15 protein-coding genes are annotated in these 21,007 nt (G+C 62.8%); 11 read left to right on the forward strand and 4 right to left on the reverse strand.

All coding sequences use genetic code 11. From position 1 onward, the window contains the following. Window positions 1-9 precede the first annotated feature (9 nt). The 9 genes from infB (at window position 10) to EII26_RS01765 (ending at window position 10,187) form a co-directional block, all read left to right on the forward strand. Window positions 10-1,920, forward strand: a complete 1,911-nt coding sequence (gene infB, locus EII26_RS01725) for a translation initiation factor IF-2 (protein WP_233572556.1) — start codon at window positions 10-12, stop codon at window positions 1,918-1,920. A gap of 186 nt (window positions 1,921-2,106) precedes the next feature. Next, a complete protein-coding gene (gene rbfA, locus EII26_RS01730) occupies window positions 2,107-2,508 on the forward strand; it encodes a 30S ribosome-binding factor RbfA (protein WP_124887416.1) in 402 nt (133 codons plus the stop codon). Then, window positions 2,501-3,511 carry a DHH family phosphoesterase gene (locus EII26_RS01735; protein ID WP_158612095.1) on the forward strand — a complete coding sequence of 337 codons (1,011 nt, stop codon included), beginning with the start codon at window positions 2,501-2,503 and terminating at the stop codon, window positions 3,509-3,511. The genes rbfA and EII26_RS01735 overlap by 8 nt, the downstream gene beginning before the upstream one ends. A 13-nt stretch (window positions 3,512-3,524) precedes the next feature. Then, the gene (gene truB / locus EII26_RS01740; RefSeq protein WP_158612096.1) at window positions 3,525-4,421 is read left to right on the forward strand and encodes a tRNA pseudouridine(55) synthase TruB; all 897 of its coding nucleotides are present in this window, start codon (window positions 3,525-3,527) and stop codon (window positions 4,419-4,421) included. Then, entirely contained in the window at window positions 4,391-5,395 is a 1,005-nt protein-coding gene (gene ribF / locus EII26_RS01745) for a riboflavin biosynthesis protein RibF (RefSeq protein WP_158612097.1), read from the forward strand. Before truB ends, ribF begins: the two co-directional genes overlap by 31 nt. Further along, window positions 5,389-6,183, forward strand: coding sequence for a TatD family hydrolase (locus EII26_RS01750; protein ID WP_124887420.1), 795 nt, complete (start codon window positions 5,389-5,391; stop codon window positions 6,181-6,183). Before ribF ends, EII26_RS01750 begins: the two co-directional genes overlap by 7 nt. Next, window positions 6,176-7,294 (forward strand): tRNA guanosine(34) transglycosylase Tgt, encoded by a 1,119-nt coding sequence (tgt, locus tag EII26_RS01755; protein ID WP_124887421.1) that lies wholly within the window; start codon window positions 6,176-6,178, stop codon window positions 7,292-7,294. The genes EII26_RS01750 and tgt overlap by 8 nt, the downstream gene beginning before the upstream one ends. Then, on the forward strand, window positions 7,291-8,268 hold the full coding sequence (locus EII26_RS01760) for an L-threonylcarbamoyladenylate synthase (RefSeq protein ID WP_124887422.1): 978 nt from the start codon (window positions 7,291-7,293) through the stop codon (window positions 8,266-8,268). The genes tgt and EII26_RS01760 overlap by 4 nt, the downstream gene beginning before the upstream one ends. 158 nt (window positions 8,269-8,426) lie before the next feature. Next, window positions 8,427-10,187 carry an SH3 domain-containing protein gene (locus EII26_RS01765; RefSeq protein WP_124887423.1) on the forward strand — a complete coding sequence of 587 codons (1,761 nt, stop codon included), beginning with the start codon at window positions 8,427-8,429 and terminating at the stop codon, window positions 10,185-10,187. Between the two features lie 45 nt (window positions 10,188-10,232). Here the strand turns inward: EII26_RS01765 and EII26_RS01770 are convergent, their stop codons facing one another. Genes EII26_RS01770 through EII26_RS01785 form a run of 4 tightly spaced genes read right to left on the reverse strand, consistent with a single transcriptional unit; the run spans window position 10,233 to window position 17,808 of the window. Then, window positions 10,233-14,648 carry a hypothetical protein gene (locus tag EII26_RS01770; protein ID WP_124887424.1) on the reverse strand — a complete coding sequence of 1,472 codons (4,416 nt, stop codon included), beginning with the start codon at window positions 14,646-14,648 and terminating at the stop codon, window positions 10,233-10,235. A gap of 39 nt (window positions 14,649-14,687) precedes the next feature. Beyond that, window positions 14,688-15,110, reverse strand: a complete 423-nt coding sequence (locus EII26_RS01775) for a hypothetical protein (protein ID WP_124887425.1) — start codon at window positions 15,108-15,110, stop codon at window positions 14,688-14,690. Next, window positions 15,103-15,870, reverse strand: a complete 768-nt coding sequence (locus tag EII26_RS01780; RefSeq protein ID WP_158612098.1) for a ParA family protein — start codon at window positions 15,868-15,870, stop codon at window positions 15,103-15,105. Before EII26_RS01780 ends, EII26_RS01775 begins: the two co-directional genes overlap by 8 nt. Before the next feature lie 36 nt (window positions 15,871-15,906). After that, on the reverse strand, window positions 15,907-17,808 hold the full coding sequence (locus tag EII26_RS01785) for a tetratricopeptide repeat protein (RefSeq protein WP_158612099.1): 1,902 nt from the start codon (window positions 17,806-17,808) through the stop codon (window positions 15,907-15,909). A 326-nt stretch (window positions 17,809-18,134) separates the two neighbouring features. Here EII26_RS01785 and EII26_RS01790 point away from each other — a divergent pair, with 326 nt between their 5' ends. Then, window positions 18,135-19,787, forward strand: a complete 1,653-nt coding sequence (locus EII26_RS01790; RefSeq protein ID WP_124887428.1) for a M20/M25/M40 family metallo-hydrolase — start codon at window positions 18,135-18,137, stop codon at window positions 19,785-19,787. A gap of 237 nt (window positions 19,788-20,024) precedes the next feature. Further along, on the forward strand, window positions 20,025-20,981 hold the full coding sequence (locus EII26_RS01795; RefSeq protein WP_124887429.1) for an exopolyphosphatase: 957 nt from the start codon (window positions 20,025-20,027) through the stop codon (window positions 20,979-20,981). Window positions 20,982-21,007 lie beyond the last annotated feature (26 nt).

The raw sequence follows: 21,007 nt of genomic DNA on the forward strand, positions 1-21,007 counted from the left end.
AAGGATCTGATGAGGGTGTTGCAGGATTTGGGGATCGAGGTAAAGACGCATATGAGTTCCATCGACAGCGAAACGGCCCAGCTGGTGGAGGACGCCCTGTCCGCCCCGGCGCCCGAGACGGCTCCGGAGGCGGCCGAAAAAAGGACGGTCGAGATCGGCGAGGGGGCCACGATCAAGGCCATAGCCGAGAAAATTGGGGTCTCAAGCGCGGAGGCCGTCAAGGCTTTGATGGGAGCGGGATTGATGGTCCCGGCTACGGCCGCCGCCGACGCCAAGGTCCGAGAGGTGCTGGCATCGGCCTTCGGGGTGGATTTTCTTCTGACCCTGGAGGAGAGGAAAGCTGCCCCCAAGCTTCCGGAGGAAAAGCCGAAGCGGGACGCCGCGAAGCCGGCGGCCCCCAAACAGGCGGTGCTGACGGAGCGCCCCCCTATCGTCACGGTGATGGGACACGTGGACCACGGAAAGACGACGCTGCTGGACCACATCCGGCACGCCAACGTGACGGCCCAGGAGGCGGGGGGGATCACCCAGCACATCGGCGCGTACATCGTCACGCACGACAAGAAGCCGATCGTGTTTCTGGATACGCCGGGCCATGAGGCTTTCACGGCCATGCGCGCGCGGGGGGCGAGCGTCACCGACATCGTCATCCTGGTCGTCGCAGCCGACGACGGGGTCATGCCCCAGACCCGCGAGGCGATCGACCACATCAAGGCGGCAAAGGTGCCGATCGTCGTGGCGGTGAACAAGGTCGACAAACCCACGGCCAAGCCGGATCGGGTCCGTCAGCAGCTCTCGGACGTCGGGCTGGTGCCCGAGGAATGGGGCGGCGACGTGATCATGGTGGACGTCTCCGCCAAGACCGGCGACGGCATTCCCCAGCTTCTGGAGATGGTGCTCCTGGTGGCCGAGATGCAGGAGCTCAAGGGCGAGCCCGGGGCGTCGCCCTCGGGGGTCGTCGTGGAGGCCCAGTTGGACAAGGGCAAGGGAGCCGTGGCGACCGTCATCGTCCAGCGCGGAACGCTGCAGCGCGGGGATATCGTGTTGTTCGGCTCGGCCTGGGGAAAGGTGCGGGCCCTTTTCGACTGGGCCGGTAAGCCGCTCAAGAAGGCCGGCCCGAGCATCCCGGCCGAAATTCTGGGGTTGGATGAGGTTCCGCAGCCCGGAGAGACCTTCACCGTCGTGCAGAGCGAGCGCGAGGCCAGGAGCGCCCTGGCGGACCGCCGTGCCCAGGAGCGCGACGCCGGAGCCCCCGCGAAGCGGGCCTCCCTGGAGGACCTCTACGCCCAGATGCAGTCCGGCCAGATCCCGCAGCTCAATCTCGTGGTGAAGTGCGACGTGCAGGGTTCCCTCGAGGCCCTGGCCTCGTCCCTCGAAAAATTGGCCACCAACGAGGTCGGGGTCTCCATCGTCCATCGGGGCGTGGGACGGATCGCGGAGTCCGATGTCATGCTGGCCTCGACCTCCAATGCCGTGGTCATCGGCTTCAACGTCCGGCCGGACTCCAACGCCAAACGCGCTGCCGAGGCCGATGGGGTGGAAATTCGGACCTACAACATCATCTATGACGTCATCGACGACGTAAAGGCCGCGATGAGCGGACTTCTCAAGCCCACCCTGCGTGAGGAGCGTCTGGGAGAGGTGGAGATCCGGGAGATCTTCAAGATCCCGAAGGCGGGGAAGATTGCCGGTTCCCACGTCATGCAGGGGGTGGTTCGCCGCAACGCGCGTGTGCGCGTGGTGCGTGCGGGAATCGTGATCTGGGACGGCGGCATTTCGACCCTCAGGCACTTCAAGGACGAGGCCCGCGAGGTCAAGGCGGGGTTCGATTGCGGCATCGCTCTCGAGGGGTTCCAGGACTTCGAGGCCGGCGACCTCCTGGAGGTCTACGAGATTATCGAGGAGAAACGCAGCCTGTAGGGCTGACGCCCGCTTGGGGTGACGTGTGGGCTGCGTGCCGCTTCATCCATGTGCGCCGCAGCTCATTTTTCGTCCCGGGTTCGTCGAATGCGCCTCCTCCCCCTCGAGGCGCAAAGTTCGGTCCGGCCTTTCTTGGGAAGTGCCGGGACCGGTATGGATCGGCCTGGGATTTTTCGGAAGAGGTGAATGGCTTTGAGTAGCTTCCGCATGGCGAGGATCAACAAGCAGCTTCAGCGGGAGATAGCCCTCCTGCTGGAACAGCGCATAAAGAACGAGGCCGTCAAGGACGCCATCATCACGGGGGTGGAATGTTCCCGGGACCTGGAGCACGCGCGGGTGTTCTTCACCGCGCTTTCTCCGGAAAAACGCGAGCCCCTTCTGGAGGAGCTGCAGGGGGTCAGAGGGGCGCTTCGGACCCTGCTGGGACAGGTGCTGACCCTGAGACATGTTCCGGCCCTGGAGTTCGTCCAGGACCGAAGCCTGGACTACGGAGAGCGGATCGACGGAATCCTGAACCGTTTGGGGCTCGATTCCGTTCCCGGAAAGGAATCCGAGGATGACCCCGAGCGGGAGCCGACGGATGAGTGAGTTCCCCGAAGGGCTTCTTCTCGAGGCTTCCGGACTTCTGAGCTCGAGCCCTTCCTGGACGATATTTATTCATCAGAAGGCGGACGGGGATGCGGTGGGGTCGGCGGCGGCACTCTTCGAGGCCGGCCGGCTCCAGGGGCGAAGGGTGCGCTGGGTGGGCCCGGATAAAGCTCTTCCGGCCCCCTTCCTCTTTTTGCCTCATACGGAGGAGTATCTTTTTTTCGAGGAGTTCGCCTTCGACGACCCCGAGGAGCTCTATGTCTTCCTCGACTCCTCGAACGAGGATCGCGGGGTTCGAGGACTGAGGTCCCGGTCGCGGGAGACGGTCGTCCTGAACCTGGATCATCACGAGGACAACACCCGATACGGAACCCTGAATTGCGTGGACCCCTCCTGCTCGTCGACGGCGGAGCTCCTGTACCGCCTCATGAGGGCGGGAGACTGGGCCCTGACTCCCAAGATCGCTGAATGTCTTTACACCGGTCTCGTTACGGACACCGGCAGTTTCATGTTCAGCAACACCACCCCAAGGACGCATCGGCTTGCGGCCGAGCTTCTGAGCTTGGGGGTCGATCCCTCCCGCGTCGGCAGCCGTATCTATCAGAGCCGTTCCTTGGCCTCCATGGCGCTTTGGGCCCGTGCCCTCTCCCGTATCGAGGTTTGGGGAGGGGACGGGGAGTTTGCCGTTACCTGGCTTAAGCAGGACGATTTTTCTCTGGCCGAAGCCGTACCGGCGGATACGGAGGGGCTGGTCCACCAGCTGATGACGGTCCGCGGCGTGCGTTTTGCCATGCTCCTCTCCCAATTTGTTCCGGGCCAGGTCAAGATCAGCTTTCGGTCCGAGGAGGAGATGGTCGAGGCCGCGACCGTGGCCCGGGGGCTGGGGGGAGGAGGACACCCGAGGGCGGCGGGCGCAACCGTGGAAGGGGCCTTGGAGGATGTTCTCGCCCAAGTGCGTTCGGAACTGGAAAAACGTCATGCCGAATGGATTGCTTCTCGTTGACAAGCCGGAGGGCATGAGGAGTACGGATTGCGTGGCGCGGGCTCGGCGGGCTTTCGGGAGGGATACGCGCGTCGGCCATGCCGGCACCCTGGACTCCACGGCCTCGGGACTGCTGATCCTTCTCCTGGGCTCGGCGACGCGTCTCTCGGACTACGTGATGCAGCTCCCCAAGCGTTATCGGGCGGTGCTGCGCCTGGGGTCGGAGACCGACACGTGCGACTATTCCGGTCAGGTCGTTTTTTGCGGGGATGCCGAGGGCGTGGACGAGGCCGCGATCGATCGGATCCTGCCCTCCTTCTGGGGGGTGAGAATGCAGAGGCCTCCCGAGATCTCCGCTCTCAAACGGAACGGGGCTCCCTCGCATCGGCTGGCCCGGTCCGGCCTCGGCGCTCCCCTGGACGAGAGGCCCGTGATCATGGAGTCCGTCCGCCGCTGTTCCGCCCTGGAGAACGGCCATATGGCGATCGAGGTCGTGTGCGGCAAGGGCACCTACATCCGCAGCCTCGTGCGGGATATTGGAACCAGGCTGGGATGCGGGGCGCATGTCGCCTCGCTGCGCCGTTTGGCGATCGGCGGCTTTCGGGTCGAGGATGCCGTGTCCGACCCCTCCGCCTTCGTCTCCGCGCGACTCCACTCTCCAAGGGCGGTTGGAACCGCCTTTCAGCGCATCCTTCTGACGGATGCAGCCGAAGCCAGGATCCGAAACGGCCTTTCGGTCCCCTTGCGGGAGGCCGGTCGCTATGTTCCCGGGGCCGTGGGGCTGCGGAGCGGCCTCTGCGTGGAAGGAAAGGGAATGATCGGATTCGTCGACAGGCAATTGGGGGAGAGGGGCGTCCTGCTGAAGCCCAGGGCCAACATTCCTCTCGAGGATCGCACGGATTGGATTGCCGAAGGGGCGACCGGCCCATGATTCTGGCGATCGGGGCCTTCGACGGCTTTCACAGGGGCCATGTCCGCCTGCTCGAGCGGGCTCGATCGATGGCCCGTTCCCTTGGAACGGATTGGGGGGTGCTCACCTTTTGTCCGCATCCCGGAGTTTTCATGGGGGCGATGCGTTCCACCCTTTTCACCCCGCGCGAGCGGGAGCTCATCCGGCGCGTCCTGAACATCCCTTATCTGTTGCTCATCTCGTTCGACGACCGCCTGCGAAACCTCGCGCCGAGGGCGTTCTGGAGGGAACTCAGGAGGATGGCGGATGTGGAGGGCATCGTCGTGGGCAAGGATTTCCGTTTCGGCCATGGAGGGGAGGGAACGGTCTCCCTTCTTGAAGCGTTCTGCAGGGAAGACGGCCTTGCCTTCGGGGTCGAGGAATTGCTGGAGCGCGATGGGGCCAAATTGTCCAGCTCCTCGATCCGGGCTCGGGTGGAGGCGGGGGACGTCTTGGGGGCCGCAAAGGACCTGGGGCATCCCTGGTTTCTCTGGACGGATGTCCTGCACGGTCATGGCCGCGGAAGAAGGATGGGATTTCCTACGGCGAACCTGAATATCGGGGGGGAGAGGACCTTGCCGGCCTCGGGCGTCTATGCGGTCGCTCTCGTCGTCCGGGGGCGATGGCGCTGCGGAGCGTTGTCGATAGGCCGAAACCCCACCTTTGACGACGTTCGCGAACTGCGCTCCGAGGTGTTCGTCCTGGATTTCGAGGGAGACCTCTACGGAGAGGAGCTGCCCGTTTTCTTTCTGGAGCGCCTCAGGCCCGAACGGCGCTTCCCGGATGCCGGGCGCTTGACGGCGCAGATCGCCTCGGATGTGGAACGATGCCGTGCGATTTATGATGGACGGATGGAGTCGGAGCCGACGCTGTTCGCCTCCTTTTTACGGCATTTTACGGAGATGGGGGGCCGGGGGGAAGACTGCCCGCGGAACTGGAGGATGGGCGAATGCTGATCGATTCTCATTGTCACTTGAACTCCGACGAACTGAGGGCAGATGCCGACGCGCTCGTGAGACGTGCGGCCGAATCCGGGGTCGGACGCATGCTGGTCGTCGGCTGCAATCTGGAGAACAGTCGGGAGGCGGTCGCTATGGCCCATCGCTTTCAGGAAAACGGCGTCTTCGCTGCGGTGGGCGTGCACCCTCACGAGGCCGCACGTTTTTCGGGCGGCCTGCCCGATCCTATGCTGGAACTGGTCTCGGACGAGCGCGTCGTCGCGATTGGGGAGACCGGCCTGGACTATTACTACGATCACTCCCCCCGCGGCGTTCAACGGGACGTGTTCGCGATGCATCTGGATTGGGCCGTCCGGAGCAAAAAGCCGCTGGTGCTCCACGTACGGGATGCGATGGATGATGTTCTGAGCATGCTGAATGGCTTGGAGGCCGAAAGACGTTCCGGCCTGAAACTGCTCTTTCACTGCTACAGCGGAGGCCTCGAATACCTCGATGCGGTGCTGGAGCTCGGGGCTTGGTGTGCGCTCGGAGGAGCCGTGACCTGGGATCGCAACGACCGTCTCAGGGAGGTCGCCGCACGCATCCCTGAGGATCGTCTTCTGTTCGAGACGGACTGCCCCTGGATGGCTCCCAAGCCCTTCAGGGGCAGGCCCAACGAGCCGTCCTACGTCCGTCTTGTGTACGAGACCGTGGCCGCAGTCAGGGGAGTGGAGCCCGCGGCTCTGGCTGCGCGGATCGAGAGAAATGCCGACGCTTTCTTCGGATGGGGGGCTTCCTGTGTTTGAGTTCAAGGTGGAGGCGGTCTGTCCAAGGACCGGAGCGCGTGCCGGGGTTCTCCGTACCCCTCACGGTCCCGTCAGGACCCCGGTGTTCATGCCCGTGGGGACTCAGGCCACGGTCAAGGCGATGACGCCGCCCGAGCTCGAGGAGATTGGTGCCCAGATCATCCTGGGCAACACGTATCATCTGTATTTGAGGCCCGGCGCCGAGTTGGTCGCCGAGGCGGGAGGGTTGCACCGGTTTATGGGCTGGAATCGTCCTATCCTCACGGACAGCGGAGGGTTCCAGGTGTTCTCGCTCGCGCAGCTCAACAAGGTGACGGACCAGGATGTTCGGTGCCGGTCCCACTTGGACGGCTCCGAGCACGTGATGTCCCCCGAGTGGGCGATGAGGGTGCAGGAGCTTCTGGGCAGCGACATCGCCATGTGTTTCGACCAGTGCGGTCCCTTCCCTGCGACGCACGCTCAGGCCGAGACGGCCCTGGAGCGGACCACGCTGTGGGCCGAACGGTCGAAGGCCGCCCATTCCCGTCCGGATCAGGCTCTTTTCGGAATCGTGCAGGGCTCGGTCTACGATGATCTGAGACTGCGCAGCGCCCGGGAGATCGTGGGCATGGACTTCCCCGGCTACGGCATCGGCGGGCTCTCGGTGGGGGAGTCTCACGACGTCATGTACCGCGTTTTGGATCTGCTGGATGGGGTCATGCCCCGGGAGAAGCCGCGGTACCTGATGGGCGTCGGCTATCCGCCGAACATCGTGGAGGGCGTCGCCCGCGGCGTGGATATGTTCGACTGCGTGCTGCCTACCCGCAACGGCCGCAACGGGACCCTCTTCACCTCCTTCGGGAGGGTGAACATCAAGGCGCAGCGGTATGAGCGCGATTTCGGCCCCGTGGATCCGGAGTGCGACTGTTATCTGTGCCGCGACTTTTCCAGGGCCTACCTTCGGCATCTGTACCGTTGCGGGGAGATCCTGGCGGCGCGCCTGTGCACCTGGCACAACCTTCGCTACACCGTGCGGCTCGCCGAGAGAGCGAGGGAGGCCATTCTTGCGGGGAGCTTTCCGGAGTTTCGGGAGCGTTTTCGCGAGGGCTTTCAGGATGGGGAAAGAGGATGAAAACCCTAAGGGTGGCGATCGATCCCTGGAATCCCGATCCGGTGGTCCTTGAGAAGGCCGTTGCCATTCTGAGGCGTGGCGGGCTGGTCGCTTTCCCGACGGAGACCGTGTATGGCCTCGGGGCGGATGCCCTGAATCCCGAAGCGGTGCGGGGCGTCTACCGTGCGAAGGGGCGTCCCTCCGACAACCCGCTGATACTTCATTTGTCCCGTCGTGAGATGGCCGAGGAGCTGGCCTTTCCGGATGCGCGTTCCCGCCGTCTCATGGACGCCCTCTGGCCTGGGCCCCTGACCCTGGTTCTGCCGGCCCGATCCGTCGTGCCCGGGGTGACGCGGGGGGGGCTCGATACGGCGGCCCTGAGGATGCCGGACCATCCCGTGGCCGCCGCTCTGATCGAGACGGCGGGGTTTCCTCTGGCGGCACCGAGCGCCAACGTCAGCGGTCGTCCGAGCCCCACGGATGCCGACGGCGTGTGGGAGGATCTGGAGGGGCGGATCGACATGATCCTCGATGCGGGGCCGGTCTCCGTAGGGATCGAGTCCACCGTGGTGGACATGACGGCCGATCCGCCCCTCCTGCTCCGTCCGGGGGGGATGTCCAGAGAGGTCCTGGAGGGTTTTCTGGGGGTGGCTCTTGCCCAGCCGGATAACGTGAGCCGGCGCCGCTCTCCGGGGACGCGCTATCGGCACTACGCGCCCTTCGTTCCGGTGTGGATCTGGAGGGAGGGCGCGCCCCTGCCCGATGGAGCCGCTTCGGAAAAATGCGGATTCATGGGGCTTGTGCCGCCCCCCGGCGTTTTCGGTCGTTCCCTTCGTTTCGACTCGGTGGAGAATTATGCGCGAGGTCTTTTTTCGGGATTCAGAGCATTGGAAGCCGCGGGGCTTCAGGGAATCGTCGTCCAGTGGCCCCCCTCCGGGGGGGTCGGTTTGGGGCTGAGGGACCGCATCCGTCGTGCGGCTCAGGCCGGCTCCTGATTTTTAGGGTGGTCCCCGCCGCTTTGGGGTTGTGCTTTCCGCTTTTTCGTGTAAAGTTTTTCAAGGGTCCTCATCGGATCGAGCCCGCGTCGTCGCGTCTTGTCTGCAAAAGGGCGCCGTGGGCGGATAAATTGCTTTTTCTCGTCCTGGAGGAATGAATGATGCGTTGGATCATTTTGGCGTTGTCCTTGGGCGCGTCCCTTACGTCCCTGGTTCATGGGGTGTTTGTGCTCTTCGGCTTTCTGGTGGCTGGAGGGGGCTCCTCGCCCTGGGTGTCCGGGGGCCTGCCGATCCTCTCCGCATTTTTGGCCTTGATCGGGGGGATTGTCGCTTTCAACTGCAGCAAGGTCGGGATCGCCTTTTTGGGCCTCGCCGCTCTGCTTTGTCTCTTTGCTCCTGTCGATGTCTGGATCTACGGGAGCGTCTATCTTATTGCCGCGATGCTCGGCTTCTTCCTTCCGCGCCGTTCCGATCTCCTGGACTACGAGGATTACGATTACGACGACCAGGATTGTGCGGACGACGACGAGGAGCTCCCGATCGATTTTCCGCCGAGACGTCATGAGCGTGCCGCCCGTATTTCGCTTTCCCATCAGGAGAGGGAAAAGCGCATTCCTCTTTCGACCTCCCCGGAGGAGCCCCCGAAGGTACGTCGCAGAACCTCCAAGACCTGTCCTACCTGCGGAGCCAGCGTTGCGATCGATCACCGCTTTTGCCCGACCTGCGGCTCTTCCCTGCATATCCCGACTGTGCCGGAGCCCGAGGAGGCCTTGAAGACCGAGGTCCCGGTCCAGCCCGACGCAAGCGAGAGGGGGGCGGAGGCTGAATCTGCGCCCTGGAGTCCTAAAGCCGCGTTCGTTTCCCCCGCTGGGGAGAGCTCTCCAAGCTCTCCGGATCTCGGCGAAGATGACGATTCGGAGCCCGAACAAGTCGGGCAGGAGGGGCTTTTCCAGGAGGAGGAGATGGAGATTCCCCTTCCCCATAAGGTATTCGTCAAGCCCTTGAGAGAGGAGACGCTCATTCCGACGCGTCCCTTGAGCATTGATCCCGATACCTCTTATCAGGAGTTTTCGCGGTATACGCGTCGGAGAAAGCGGCGCACTCGTCCTTTGGGGCGCAGGATTTTGGGCTTGCTTCTCCTGTTTGCGGTGGTCGGGGGGGGGACATGGTTCCTGTTGGGGCTGCGCAAGCTGCCCGAGGACAAGCTCCCCGTACTGCCGCCTGTTTCTCAGGTCGAGGTGCCTCCGACTCCGAGATCCATCGACGTCGTTGCCCAGCCCCTCACAAAAAACGGCACCTCGGACGTGAGCGGCGAATTGCCGTCCCTTCCTTCTTTGGGTGAGCTCCCGGATCGAGGGATCGTCACCGGTTCGAACGTCAACCTGAGGGAGGAGCATTCGACGGCCTCGAAATCCCTGACGCGTCTCGGACTGAACGCACAGGCCGAACTTCTGGAGAGCTGGACCGGCGTCTCGGGGACTCTCTCCGGTGTCTGGTACCGCGTTCGTTCCGGAGGCAAGGAGGGATGGATTTACGGACAGTATTTCCTGCCGCTAGGGAAGAATCTTCCCAAAGGGTACACGGATGCCCTGTTGCACTCCTTCGGGGGAAGCAGAAACGAGGCGGCGGCGAAGTTGGGGCGTCCGGCGCAGAACAAGGCCGCATCCTTGGAATGGCAGGGGCTGACGCTGTCCCTCAAGGACGACGCCGTCAGTCGGCTGCAGGTCTCCTCTTCCCGATACCCCCTGCGGAACGGGGTGACGGTGGGGATGACCCAGGACGTGCTTTTCAAGACGATGGGGTATCCCTCGGCGCTTGCCTCCGGTCAGTTGCGCTACCTGGAGGAGCCCAAGCGCGGTGTGGCGGTCCGCATCGGCAAGGACGGCAAGATTACGGCGATTACGGTGGGCAGTTTGTAGCGCCGCGTCGGCATTCTCTCACCCCCCCAAAAGCAGGTGACCGCCTTATTGGCGGGCACCTGCTTTTGTCTGTTGGATCAGGGAGCGTACCTGGGGAATAAAACGCTCGACGTCGGGGTTCTTTTGGAGTTTCAGGCTTTCCTGGTACTTTTCAAGGGCCTCGGAATAATTCTGGGCTCTGTAAAGGTCGTTTCCCTCCTGGACCAGTTGTTTGGCCCGAAGGGTGGTTCTCAGTCGCTCTATGAACTCCTTCAACTTGTCGTTCCTGCGGAGCTCGTAACTGGCCTCGTATTGCGCCAGGGCCCGAACGTACTCCTTTTTCTTGAAGAGCTCGTTGGCCTCTCGAATAAGGGCATCGGCCTGAGCGGAGCCCTCGGCTTTCCTGTCGTTCGATGACTCTGCATCGGGGCTGTAAAGCTCCTCCTCCATCCTGGAGGAGCCCTCTTGAGGCACGTCCTCGGACGCGGGCCTGGCGGGCTGGAGAATCCGGTTCAGGCGTTCGAGTTTCTCGAGCAGAGACTTGTTTTTAGGGGTCAGAGCGAGTGCCTTTTGGTAGTGTTCAAGGGCCTCGAGGGGTTTTTTGCCCCTGAGGGCGGCATCCCCCCTCCGGATCGCCTGTTCGGACGCCTCGAGCTCGGCTTTCCTCACGAAATCCTCGGCCGTTTTATTGGGGGCAAGAGCGAGGCTTTCCTTGTATTTTTCCAGTGCATCGGCCGGCCTTCTGCGTTTGACCAAGGCCTCGGCTTCGGCCCGCAGCTTCCGGGCCATTTCCTCGCGCTGTTCCTTTTCCCGCTTCATGACGAGGGCCTCCAGTTCCTCGTCATGCCAGAGCAGAAGGCTCTCCTTGTAACTTTTCAGAGCCTCTTTCGGTTTTTTTGCGTTCATTAGGGCATCGCCCTTCTTGCGAAGGGCCTGGGCCTTTTCCCTGAACTCCCTGTCCCCCTCGAGACGGTCCTTGAGGAGATCGATGTAGGTGGCCAGATAGGGGTCATTCAGATGACTCAGACTCTGCTCATAGAGATCGATTCCCTCGGCGATGCGTTTTTTGTCGATGCTCGCATTGGCCCTCCTCCTCAGGGAGAGGGCTGCGTTTCTTTTCTCGTCCTCCTCGAACAGGGACTTCGAGAGCTTTGCGATATCGAGGCTGACGGCCTCGTTGGGCTCGAAGAGAAAACTGTTGCGCAACTGAGCGAGGGCTCCGACCTTGTCTCCCGCCGCCATGGAAATTTCGGCGGCGGTCCTCAGGCGCAGGGCTTCGTGACGGCGGTTCTGAACCTCCCTTTCCCGAAGCTCAAGGGCGTGGCCCATCCTCTCCGTTGCCGCATCCTCCCACAGTTGGGATGCGCGCTCAAGGTTCGCCCTGGCGGCGCTCAATGCGTCCGTCCGGAGCTCCATGGAGCCTTCGGCCAAGAGACGGGCAGCCTTTGTTCGCCTGTCGAGTTGTGTCCTCATCTCGGGCAGTCCGGCCTCGATCTCCGAACTGAGAGGATCGAGGGTCGAGGCCCTTTCTCCCGTCCGTATGGCCTTGGCGAACTTCCCCTCCTCCCAGAGGGCGCGGGCCTGAAGCCACAGGCTCCAGGCCTGAGCGCGCCGGCGGCTCTGCTCCTCGTCCTTTTTGTCCGCAACGGCCAACAGCGGTGCTTCCACCCTGCCGAGCGGTATGTCGCGGCGGTCCTTGACGGTCACCGCGACCTTTCCCGTTCCTGTCCGGAGGCGGCGAAACACGGCAACGTTGTCTCGAGCCTTGACCAGCACGGTGTCGGCGTCCGATTCCCAAAGGTAACGGAGGGGCTCGGCGGGGAGGGGGCGGACCTCCGCATAGAATTCCACCTCGTCGGCGGTGCTCAGGCCCTGGGCCTCCACCAGGACCTTTCTCGCGTCGTCCCAAGACTGAACGGTGGCGTTCGCGGACGCCTGCACGATGCGGAGGTTCCATGGTTCGGCCGTCGTCGAGATTGTGCTGGAGGCCAGGGGCCCCCGTGCTCCCGGTTGCCGGACCACCAGAGTGGCCGTGACGGGAGAGTCGTCCGCCGGGTAAAAACGAAAAGCCCTTCCGCCGTCGACGGCCTGCTGCTCTTTGACGTTGCCCAGGATCCGCCACTCGAAGGCCAGATCCTTTGCCGTTGTCCAGGGGCCTTCCCCGACCCTGAACGTTGTCCGTTCCCCAACGAGGGGGATCTGAGGAGTCGTTCGAAGCTTCAGAGGTTCGGCGAGAAGGGCTGTGCGGCGTTGCCGCTCGGAGCGGCGCACGTCGAGTCGGCCGAGGTGGGCCTGTACGTCTGGAGAGACGACGAGGGAGAGGGAGGCCCTCAGCTTCTCCATCGCCTCCTCGAGCCTTTCTTCCCGCTCGAGGAGGATCCCCTCTTTGTAGAGGGATGAAGCCTGTTTCCGCCGGGCGGTTTGCTCGTCGATACGTCCTCTGAGAAGGCGGATGTCCGTTGAGACGGGGTCGGTCGGCCATACGGCATGGCTTTCGAGATAGAGCATCAGGGCCTGTTCCTCCCTGCCGGCGTCGAGGTGCTGCCCGGCCTTTGCGGAGAGTTCCGCGGCCCGTTCGATCCGTCCCTCCCGTTCCTGCAGGGCGTGTTCGATGCGGCGCAGGACCACCGGAAGAATGTCCAGGGAGGCGATATCGGCCCCCTGCCGTACGGCCGTAAGCGCCTCCGCCAGACGCCCCTGTCTTTCCAGCGTTTGGGCCGTTTCGAGGAGTTCGAGCGCCGCCGACTCGCGCACCTTCAAGTCCTCGAGACGCCGATCCAGGGCTTCGGCACGCTCCGACACCCTCTTGTCCTCCCATGCGGAAAGGGAGCGCCGGTAGCGGGCCTGGGCCTCCTCGAGATGTCCCTCCCTCTCGAGGGCGTCCCCTTCGCGGGCAAGGCGATCGGCCTGCTTTTTTCGCTCTTCGGCTCTGTCCAAAAGGGTTTTGACGCGTCGGACCGCTCGTTCGGTCCCCTCCTCCGCATACAGCTTCGACGCCTCGAGGTACTTTTCCAGGGCCTGGGAAAGCAGGGGGACGTCGAGCCGACCATCGGTGCCTTTGCGTTCCAGCTCGGACGCCTCCTCGAGAAGCGCCTCCGCGGTCGACCGGGCTCTTTGCCGGGCGTTCAGGTCCGACAGAATGCGTTTCTGATCCTGAATCGTCTCGTCCAAGGGCCAGATCTCCAGGGACTCCGCCATTTTCTTCAGCGCCCCTTCCAGTTCGCCCTGGGCCTCGAGCGCGAGGGCCGTGGCCCTTCGGGAACGGGCAAGCAGAAGCCTCTCCTCCCGGGCGCCTATCTTGCCCTCGAGGTCGATTTTTTCGGCGTTCAGTTCGGGGGTGAAGTTCAGACGAAGCCCCTGTTCGTACAGGCGCAATGCGGCATTCAGTTCCCCGCTCTTTGCGAGGCCCCGAGCCTCCTGAACCAGATGGGACGCCTTCTGAATCCGGGTGTCCCGTTCCTCCAGACGGCCCTTCAGCCGGGATATGTCCTCCGACACCGAGGGATGCTCAAAGAGGCTGTAGGCCTGCAGGTATTGTTCGAGGGCCTCGTTCAGTTTGCCGTCCCTCCAGAGGGAGGCGGCCACGGAGGACAGCTCCAGGGATTCGAGGCTCTTGGCCTGAGCGGCGCGAAATCCGGCCAGTTCTCCTTGAAGAAAGCCGGGGTCGGCCCCTCCATCCAGAAGTTTGTCGGCTCCGCGTTCCGCATGAAGCAGGGCTGCGTCCGTCCGCCCTTTTTTCCGGAGGTCGAGGGCCTCCTGCCATAGCTTCCAGCCCTCTTCCAGACTACGGCTTCTGCGCAGATCCTCGATGGAGAAGCGGATGTCGAAGCTCGCCTCGGCCCTTCCAAGCTCCGTGCCCTCCATGAGAAGGGAGAGAGCCACGTTCCCGATCCCGGGGGTTTCCCTGCGGACCAGGCAGGCCCGGGCATCCTGGGAGACGATCATCGTGCCCTCGTCCGGGATCCATTCGTATTGCAGGGCCGTTTGGGGCTCGGGGGAGAGCAGGGCCCTCATCTCGACCGTGTCCTCCATGGTCGTTCCGCGCTTCTCGATGGGGGATCGGGTTTGAGAATCCCAGACGAGGACGGGACTCTTTTGGGGGGAGCGGGCACGGATGGAGAGGTCGTAGGAGGCAGGGGAAACCGTGACCGAGCTGCGCGCCGCCTCGAGCCCTTCCGGATTCAGCAGGACGGCCGTAACCGTCAGCGGACGGGGTCTTGCCTCGTACTGAATGGCGTTGCCGTCCCGCGTCAGGAAACGTTCCCCCTCCCCGGACCAGCTCCAGCGGAGGGAATGGCGGTGATCTCCGGATTCGGGGAACCGGGCCCGGACGACTACGGTCCCGCCCGGAACGGGCGAGACCGGCTCGGCGGTGAGAAGGAGTTTCACGGAGGAAGGGCTCTCCCCGGATTGGGGCCATGCCGCGGTCGTGCAGACGACCAGAAAAAGGAGGAGGGGGAGGAGCAATCTTGTTTTCTTCATTGGGCGTAGCGTTCCTTTCGTGTCCGGAAAGTGAAGAGCTCATAGAAGCCCGTAGAGCGTCAGGGTCCCCATCTCGTCCCATTTCAGGACGAATTGCACCGGTTCCCGAATTTGGACGCTGGTGCGGATCGGGCGCAGAAGCTCCCCGGGCCCCTCCAGAAGATAATAGGTGAAGCGGTTCCGGTCTGCGGTGCGAAACTCCTCTCTGAGGGAAACGAAGTCGAGTTCGAGGTGCCGGATTTCGGTGCCGGCCTCGAGTATGGGACGCCAGGTCCGGCGGTCCTCTTCGGAGAGGATGGAGAGCAGCGCCGTCGAGAGGGGCGGCGTTTCGGCGGTGCCGAGGCCGCTCGTGTTGTCCTCCGGAGTCGCCGCGGAGTCGGCTTGGGATATCGGCCCCTCCTCCATTCGGACGACCCCCGTGCGCAGATAGTCTTTCAGGCTGGGTCTCGCTTTTCTAGCCATGATGCTCGCACCTCTCGAGAAATTCTGTTGCAACCCGCTCGTAGTCGCGTGCTCCGTTGCTCGCCGGATCGTAGGCGAAGACGGACATCCCCAAACTCGAGGCCTCTATCAGGCTGACGTTCTGGCGGACGTACGAGGAAAAAAACAGATTGCCGAAGAAATTTAGGACCTCTCCGGCCACCTCCCGGGATATGAAGAGATTGGGATTGTGGCGGGTCATCAATACCCCCAGCAATGACAGACGAGGGTTCAGGCGCTCCCGGAAGAGGGGAATGGCTTCGTTCAGAAGCCGAAGTCCGGCCAAGCTGTAAAAACCTCCGTCCATGGGGACGAGCAGGCGGTCGGAGGCGGTGAGGACGTTTCGCGTAAAGACCCCGAGCTGAGGAGGGCTGTCCAGCAGGATGAAGTCGTACCGCTCCGGGGCGACGAGGTCCAGGGCCTCGCGAAGAAGGGAGTCCTGGCCTATGGCACCCTCAGGACGCAATTCCACCATCACCAGGTCCAGAGTGCTGGGGACGACGTCCACTCCCTCCCGGCAGACCACCACCTCGTCCCACCGGGCGTCTCGGGAGAGCAGGTCGAAGATGTGCGGCGTTCCCGGAGCGACGGAGATGCCGAAACTGGCGCTGAGGTTGCTCTGCGGATCCATGTCCAGAACGGCGACCCTTTTGCCCGCCCTCGCCAGGGCGACGGCAATATTCTGGCAGGCGGTAGTCTTCCCGACCCCGCCCTTCAGATTGCAAAAACCTACGGTCAGCAAAGGAATCCCTCCCCAACGGAGCAGAAAACGGCCAGTCTACTTTCCCTGGTCGGCGGAGGAGAGATCGCGGCTGGCGGCGGGAAGCGATTTCTCGATCTGCTTGATGAATTTTTCGACCTCCGCATTGGGATGGACGGTCAGGCTCTCCTTGTATTTGGCCCAGGCCTGTGGGACATGCCCCTGCTTGTAGAGCGAGTTGGCCTCCTTGATGAGCTTGTTCGATGCCTGGACGGCCTCGTGTTCCTTTAGGGAGCGCTCTATCTTGCGTATCCACCCGCCCAGGGCCTGATCCTGCGAGATGGCGAAACTTTTGCGATATTGGGCCAGGGCCTCCCTGTAGCGTTTCTCTCCGTAAAGGGTGTCCCCTGCGCGCAGAAGACGTGCAGCATCGGCCTTCGTGCCGATTCCGAAATCCTCGGGGGTGCGAACGACCGAGTTTTGAGGCAGTGCGACCGTCTTTTCGATGTAGGCGATGCGCTTCTCCGCGTCCGGGGAGGGCCACATGAGCATGCTCTCACGAAATCTCAGGAGCGCCTCGGCCTCGTTTTTTTTCCTGTACTGCTCCACTCCCTCCCGGAAGAGGAGCGCCGCTTGTCTCTTGCGCTGGTTGAGGATATCCTCCAGCCTCTTGACGTGTTGGCCGAGAGCTTCGTCCGGGTTGAGCTCCAAACTCGATCTGTAGCTTGCGATGGCCTCTACGATCCTGCCGCTTTTTTCCTGCTTGTCTCCCTGAATGACCAGCTTGTCCGCCTCGGCGACGAGGGCCAGGCGTTGGGTGATGCGGGCCACGCGCTCCTCGACGGCCTCGGAGGGAACCAACTTCATGGCTCGGTTGTAGTATTCCAGAGCCTCCTGGAACTGTCCTTCCTGGTCGTAGGCGGATGCCGTATCCCTCAGCCACTCCGCCTCCTGACGCTGCAGGCGGATGGCGTTGACGGCCTTCTCGAGGGCCTCGATCTCCGTGTCGATATCCGGCATGGGCCACGCGATCTTGGCCCGCCGATAGGTCTTCAGGGCTTCGGCAAGCGCGTTCCTGTTCTTTTCGCCGCTTCCCCTCTCCTGAAGCTCCAACGAGCGCAGCACCCGGCCATAATTGACGCTCATGGCCTTGATGCCTCCGGAGATGTCGGGATCCTCCGGGACGGCTGCCGCGGCGCGTTTGGCCGTGTCCATGGCCTTGGCGTAGTCGCGCTGCTCCCACAGGGACTCCGCCTCCAACCAGGCCTCCCACGCTTTTTTCTGACGTGCGGAGTCCTCCAGACGGGAGGCGGGCAGTGTGATGGGGACGGTTTTGGAGGATGTGCCGAGGGTTATGCCCGCCGCATTGGAGACCCGCACCGTGACCTCGGCGTCCCCGACCTCGCTGCGCGCGATGGCGACCTCCGGCGAGCCGTCGTTGCTCAGGATGGCCGTCGAGGCGTCGGCGCCCCAGGAGAAATGGATCTCTCCGTCGTAAGGCGGCGTGAGCTCGGCCCGAAATCGAATGGGACGGCCGCTCGGGAGATCCTCCGTCGGACGTTCCTCCTTCGTGAGGACATCCCAGAGCAGGAGGGGGGCGGAGTCCAGCTTGACGATGCCGACCTCGAAATACTGGGGCTGAAGCGCGATGTCGGAGGACGCGACGACCTGTCCCTCTTGATTCCGGGCCAGGACCCTGACCTCGATCGGAAGGGGGTTCGTCGGCGTAAATGCGCATTCGGCGCCCTCTTTCCTCAGGAATATCGGTTTGACGTCACCGCTGACGGCCCACTCGAAGAGCATCTTCTGGGAGACGGCCGTCCCCCCCAGGGAAAGCACGATCTCTCGTCCGACGTAAACGTCCTCCTTCGGCATGACCTGGAGTTCCGAGGCCAAAACGGCGAGGGGGGAGGAGAGAACGAGAAGCAGCAGAGTCCCAAACGCGTGCAGAGCCTTGGTGCGAAGTTTTCGAGAGCCCATGAAAAATCCTCCTTTGTAAAGACAAGAATGCATATTGTTCTCGCTGAAACGGGCGACCGGACCGGGAAGCCGTTGTCCCCTCCATCGGGCTTTCAGGCAGGGGCCCGAGAACGGCCCCAGAATGGCAAAAACGGTTCAAAGCCTTCCTCAGCCCGAAGATTTTCGAAATGCGAGCCCCATGTCTTTGATTTTACGTCATCTTCAAAGGAAAATCCAACGTTGCCTGTCCTGAAAAAACAGGCTGTGATACAGTATGTGGGTTCTTCCTGCCCGAGAGCGGGAACATCCCCGGAAGGCTGCGGCCTTCCAGTGAGGAAGTGGAGAGCGTGCCGTCCTTCAAGTACTCGCGTCCCTGTTTTTCTCCGATGGGAGAGCGTGTTTACGAACTGATGCTGAGCCTCGTCGCCATTCCCAGCGTGACCGGATCGGAGGACGGCGGCGAGAATCGCTGTGCCCGATTCATCCACGATTGGCTTGCCCGCATCCCCTATTTTCGGGACAGGCCGTCCGACCTGCGCCTGGTGCGCTTGGAGGGGGATCCCCTGGAGAGGATGGCGGTCTGTGCGCTCCTCAGGGCCTCTCGCGAGACCCGCAGGACGGTGATCCTCACCGGGCACTTCGACGTGGTGGACACCGACATCTGCGGGCCGCTGCGTCCATGGGCCTTCGATCCGGAGACCTACACCGATCGTGTTGCCGGGCTTCGCCTGGCCGACGATGCGAGGCGTGATCTCGAATCGGGAAACTACCTTTTTGGGCGGGGCGTATCGGACATGAAGACGGGGATTGCCCTCAATTTATGTCTGATCGAGGATTATGCGTCCGAAAGGGACATCTTGGACTTCAACGTCCTGCTCCTTCTCGTCCCCGACGAGGAAGGGGACTCGGCGGGCATGCGCCTGTCCATCCCCACCCTGCTGGAGCTCCAGGAAGGGGAGGGGCTCGACTTCGTCGTCTGTGTCAATACGGAGCCCGTCCTGGAGCGTGGGGGCCCGGGAATCTACTACGGTACGATCGGAAAGATCATGCCTCTTTTCCTCTGTGTGGGGCGGGAAACTCACGTTGCGGACTACACCGAGGGCCTGAATTCGACGTTGATCGCATCCTACCTCAACCTTGCCGTCGAGGGCCATGGAGGGAGGGCGGAACGCTTTGGGGGGCAGAAATTCCCCCCCGATTGCTGTCTGCGCATGAGGGACCTTCGGGAGCGCTACGCCGTCACCCTGCCGGAGCGCACCGTCGTCTACTACAACTGCCTGACCGTAAGCCGAACCCCTGCGTCGATTCTGGAGAGCATGAGGGCCGATGCCGAACGGGCGCTTCGTTCCGCCTTCGAACATGTGGGGAACCGGGACTGGCCGATCCGGGTGCTGGACGTGGAGGAACTCGTCCGCAGGGCGGCGGAGGCCGCGGGAACGTCTCGGGATCGCTTGACGGACGAACTGCTCTCCGGGCTTTCCGCATCGGACGAGCGGGACCGCAACGTCGAATTTCTGTCGCGATTGCTGGATAGGACGGGAGAAAAGGGCCCCTTGGTCGTCGTAGGGTTTCTGCCGCCGTACTATCCCTCCCGCTTGAACGAGGGACGGACCGTCTGCGAACGTGCCGTCCGTCGGGCGGCCGAGGCCGTTCGGCTTTCGCTGGGGAAGCGGGGCTGGAGCTTTTCGGAGACCGAGATCTTTCAGGGGATATCGGATCTGAGCTATATGGGCTTTCGAGGAAGGGCGGAGGATATCGCCCCTGTGGCCGCCAATATGCCTCTGTGGGGCCGCGGCTATGACATCTCCCTTGAGGACCTGAGGCGCCTGGACATTCCCTCCGTCCTTCTGGGGCCGATGGGGGCCGACGACCATAAAATTACCGAGCGGGTCGAGCTGGACTACTCCATGAACGTCCTGCCCGAGGTGGTCAAGGAGTTCTTGTCCGTCGCCGTGCGCGAGTCCTTCACCGAGGATGGAGAGGGCCTGAAACGTCCTTGAAAACGGCATGACGTCTTTCGTTTCGGTCTTTTTTGAGTTAAAATGCCGGATAGCGGGTGAAGGGAGCCTTGTTCGCCTCCGTTCCCCGCTCTTTTGTGGGCCGCGGCGTTTTGTTCCGTCCGGATTTTTCCTCGCAGGACGTCCGCGCCGGGGACTTTTGACTTGCGGCGTATCTACGCACGTGGTTGATGTAACGGAAGGCAGAGGCTTCTGCCACTTTTGCGGAGGTGAATGGGGATGCGGCTTCTGACCCGATCCGATTTCGACGGATTGATGTGTGCGGTGCTTCTCAAGGAACTGAACCTTTTCGACGAGAAAAAATTCGTCCATCCCAAGGATATGCAGGACGGTCTGATCGAGGTCACGAGCAACGACATCCTTGTGAACATCCCCTATGCTCCGGGGTGCGGCATGTGGTTCGATCATCATACCAGCGAGGATGCGCGCGGGTTGATGCATCAACACAAGTATGTCGGCGCGTCCTGGCCCGCCCCGAGCTGCGCGAGGGTCATCTACGAATACTACGATGGAAGCCGGGGGCGCCTCGCCCGTTTCGACGAGATGGTGGTGCAGGCCGACAAGTGCGATTCCGCCAATTTTTCAAAGGAAGAGGTTCTGGACCCAAAGGGCATGGTGCTTCTCTCCTTCATCATGGATCCCCGGACCGGTTTCGGGCGTTACCGTGATTTTCGGATCTCCAACTATCAGCTCATGGACTGTCTGATCGATCATCTTCGGGACATGACGGTGGAGGAGATCATGGAGCTCGAGGATCTTCAGGAACGGATTCGCCTCTATGACGCCCATCGGGAGTCCTTTTCCCGGCTGATGACTGAGCATTCCCGGGCCGAGGGCAGTGTCGTCGTGACGGACCTTCGCGACATCGACGATGTCTATGTGGGAAACCGTCACATCATCTACGCGCTCTACCCGGAGCAGAACGTCTCGGTTCGCGTCTTCGACGGCAAGGACAAGAAGAACTGCGTGTTTTCGGTGGGCTACAGCGTCCTGAACCGAACGGCCACCGTAGACGTGGGCAAATTGATGCTGAAGTACGGCGGTGGCGGCCATCGCCGGGTGGGGACCTGTCAGGTTCCCTACTCGGAGGCGGACCGGGTTTTGGGCGAGATGCTCGAGGAGATCAACGCCCAGAACTGGCAGATGGTGAGCATCTCCGGTCTGGAGTCGTTGTAGCGTTTCGAAGGAACGAAGGCGGGCCC

The organism is Fretibacterium sp. OH1220_COT-178, from assembly GCF_003860125.1.
Classification (GTDB): Bacteria; Synergistota; Synergistia; order Synergistales; family Aminobacteriaceae; genus CAJPSE01.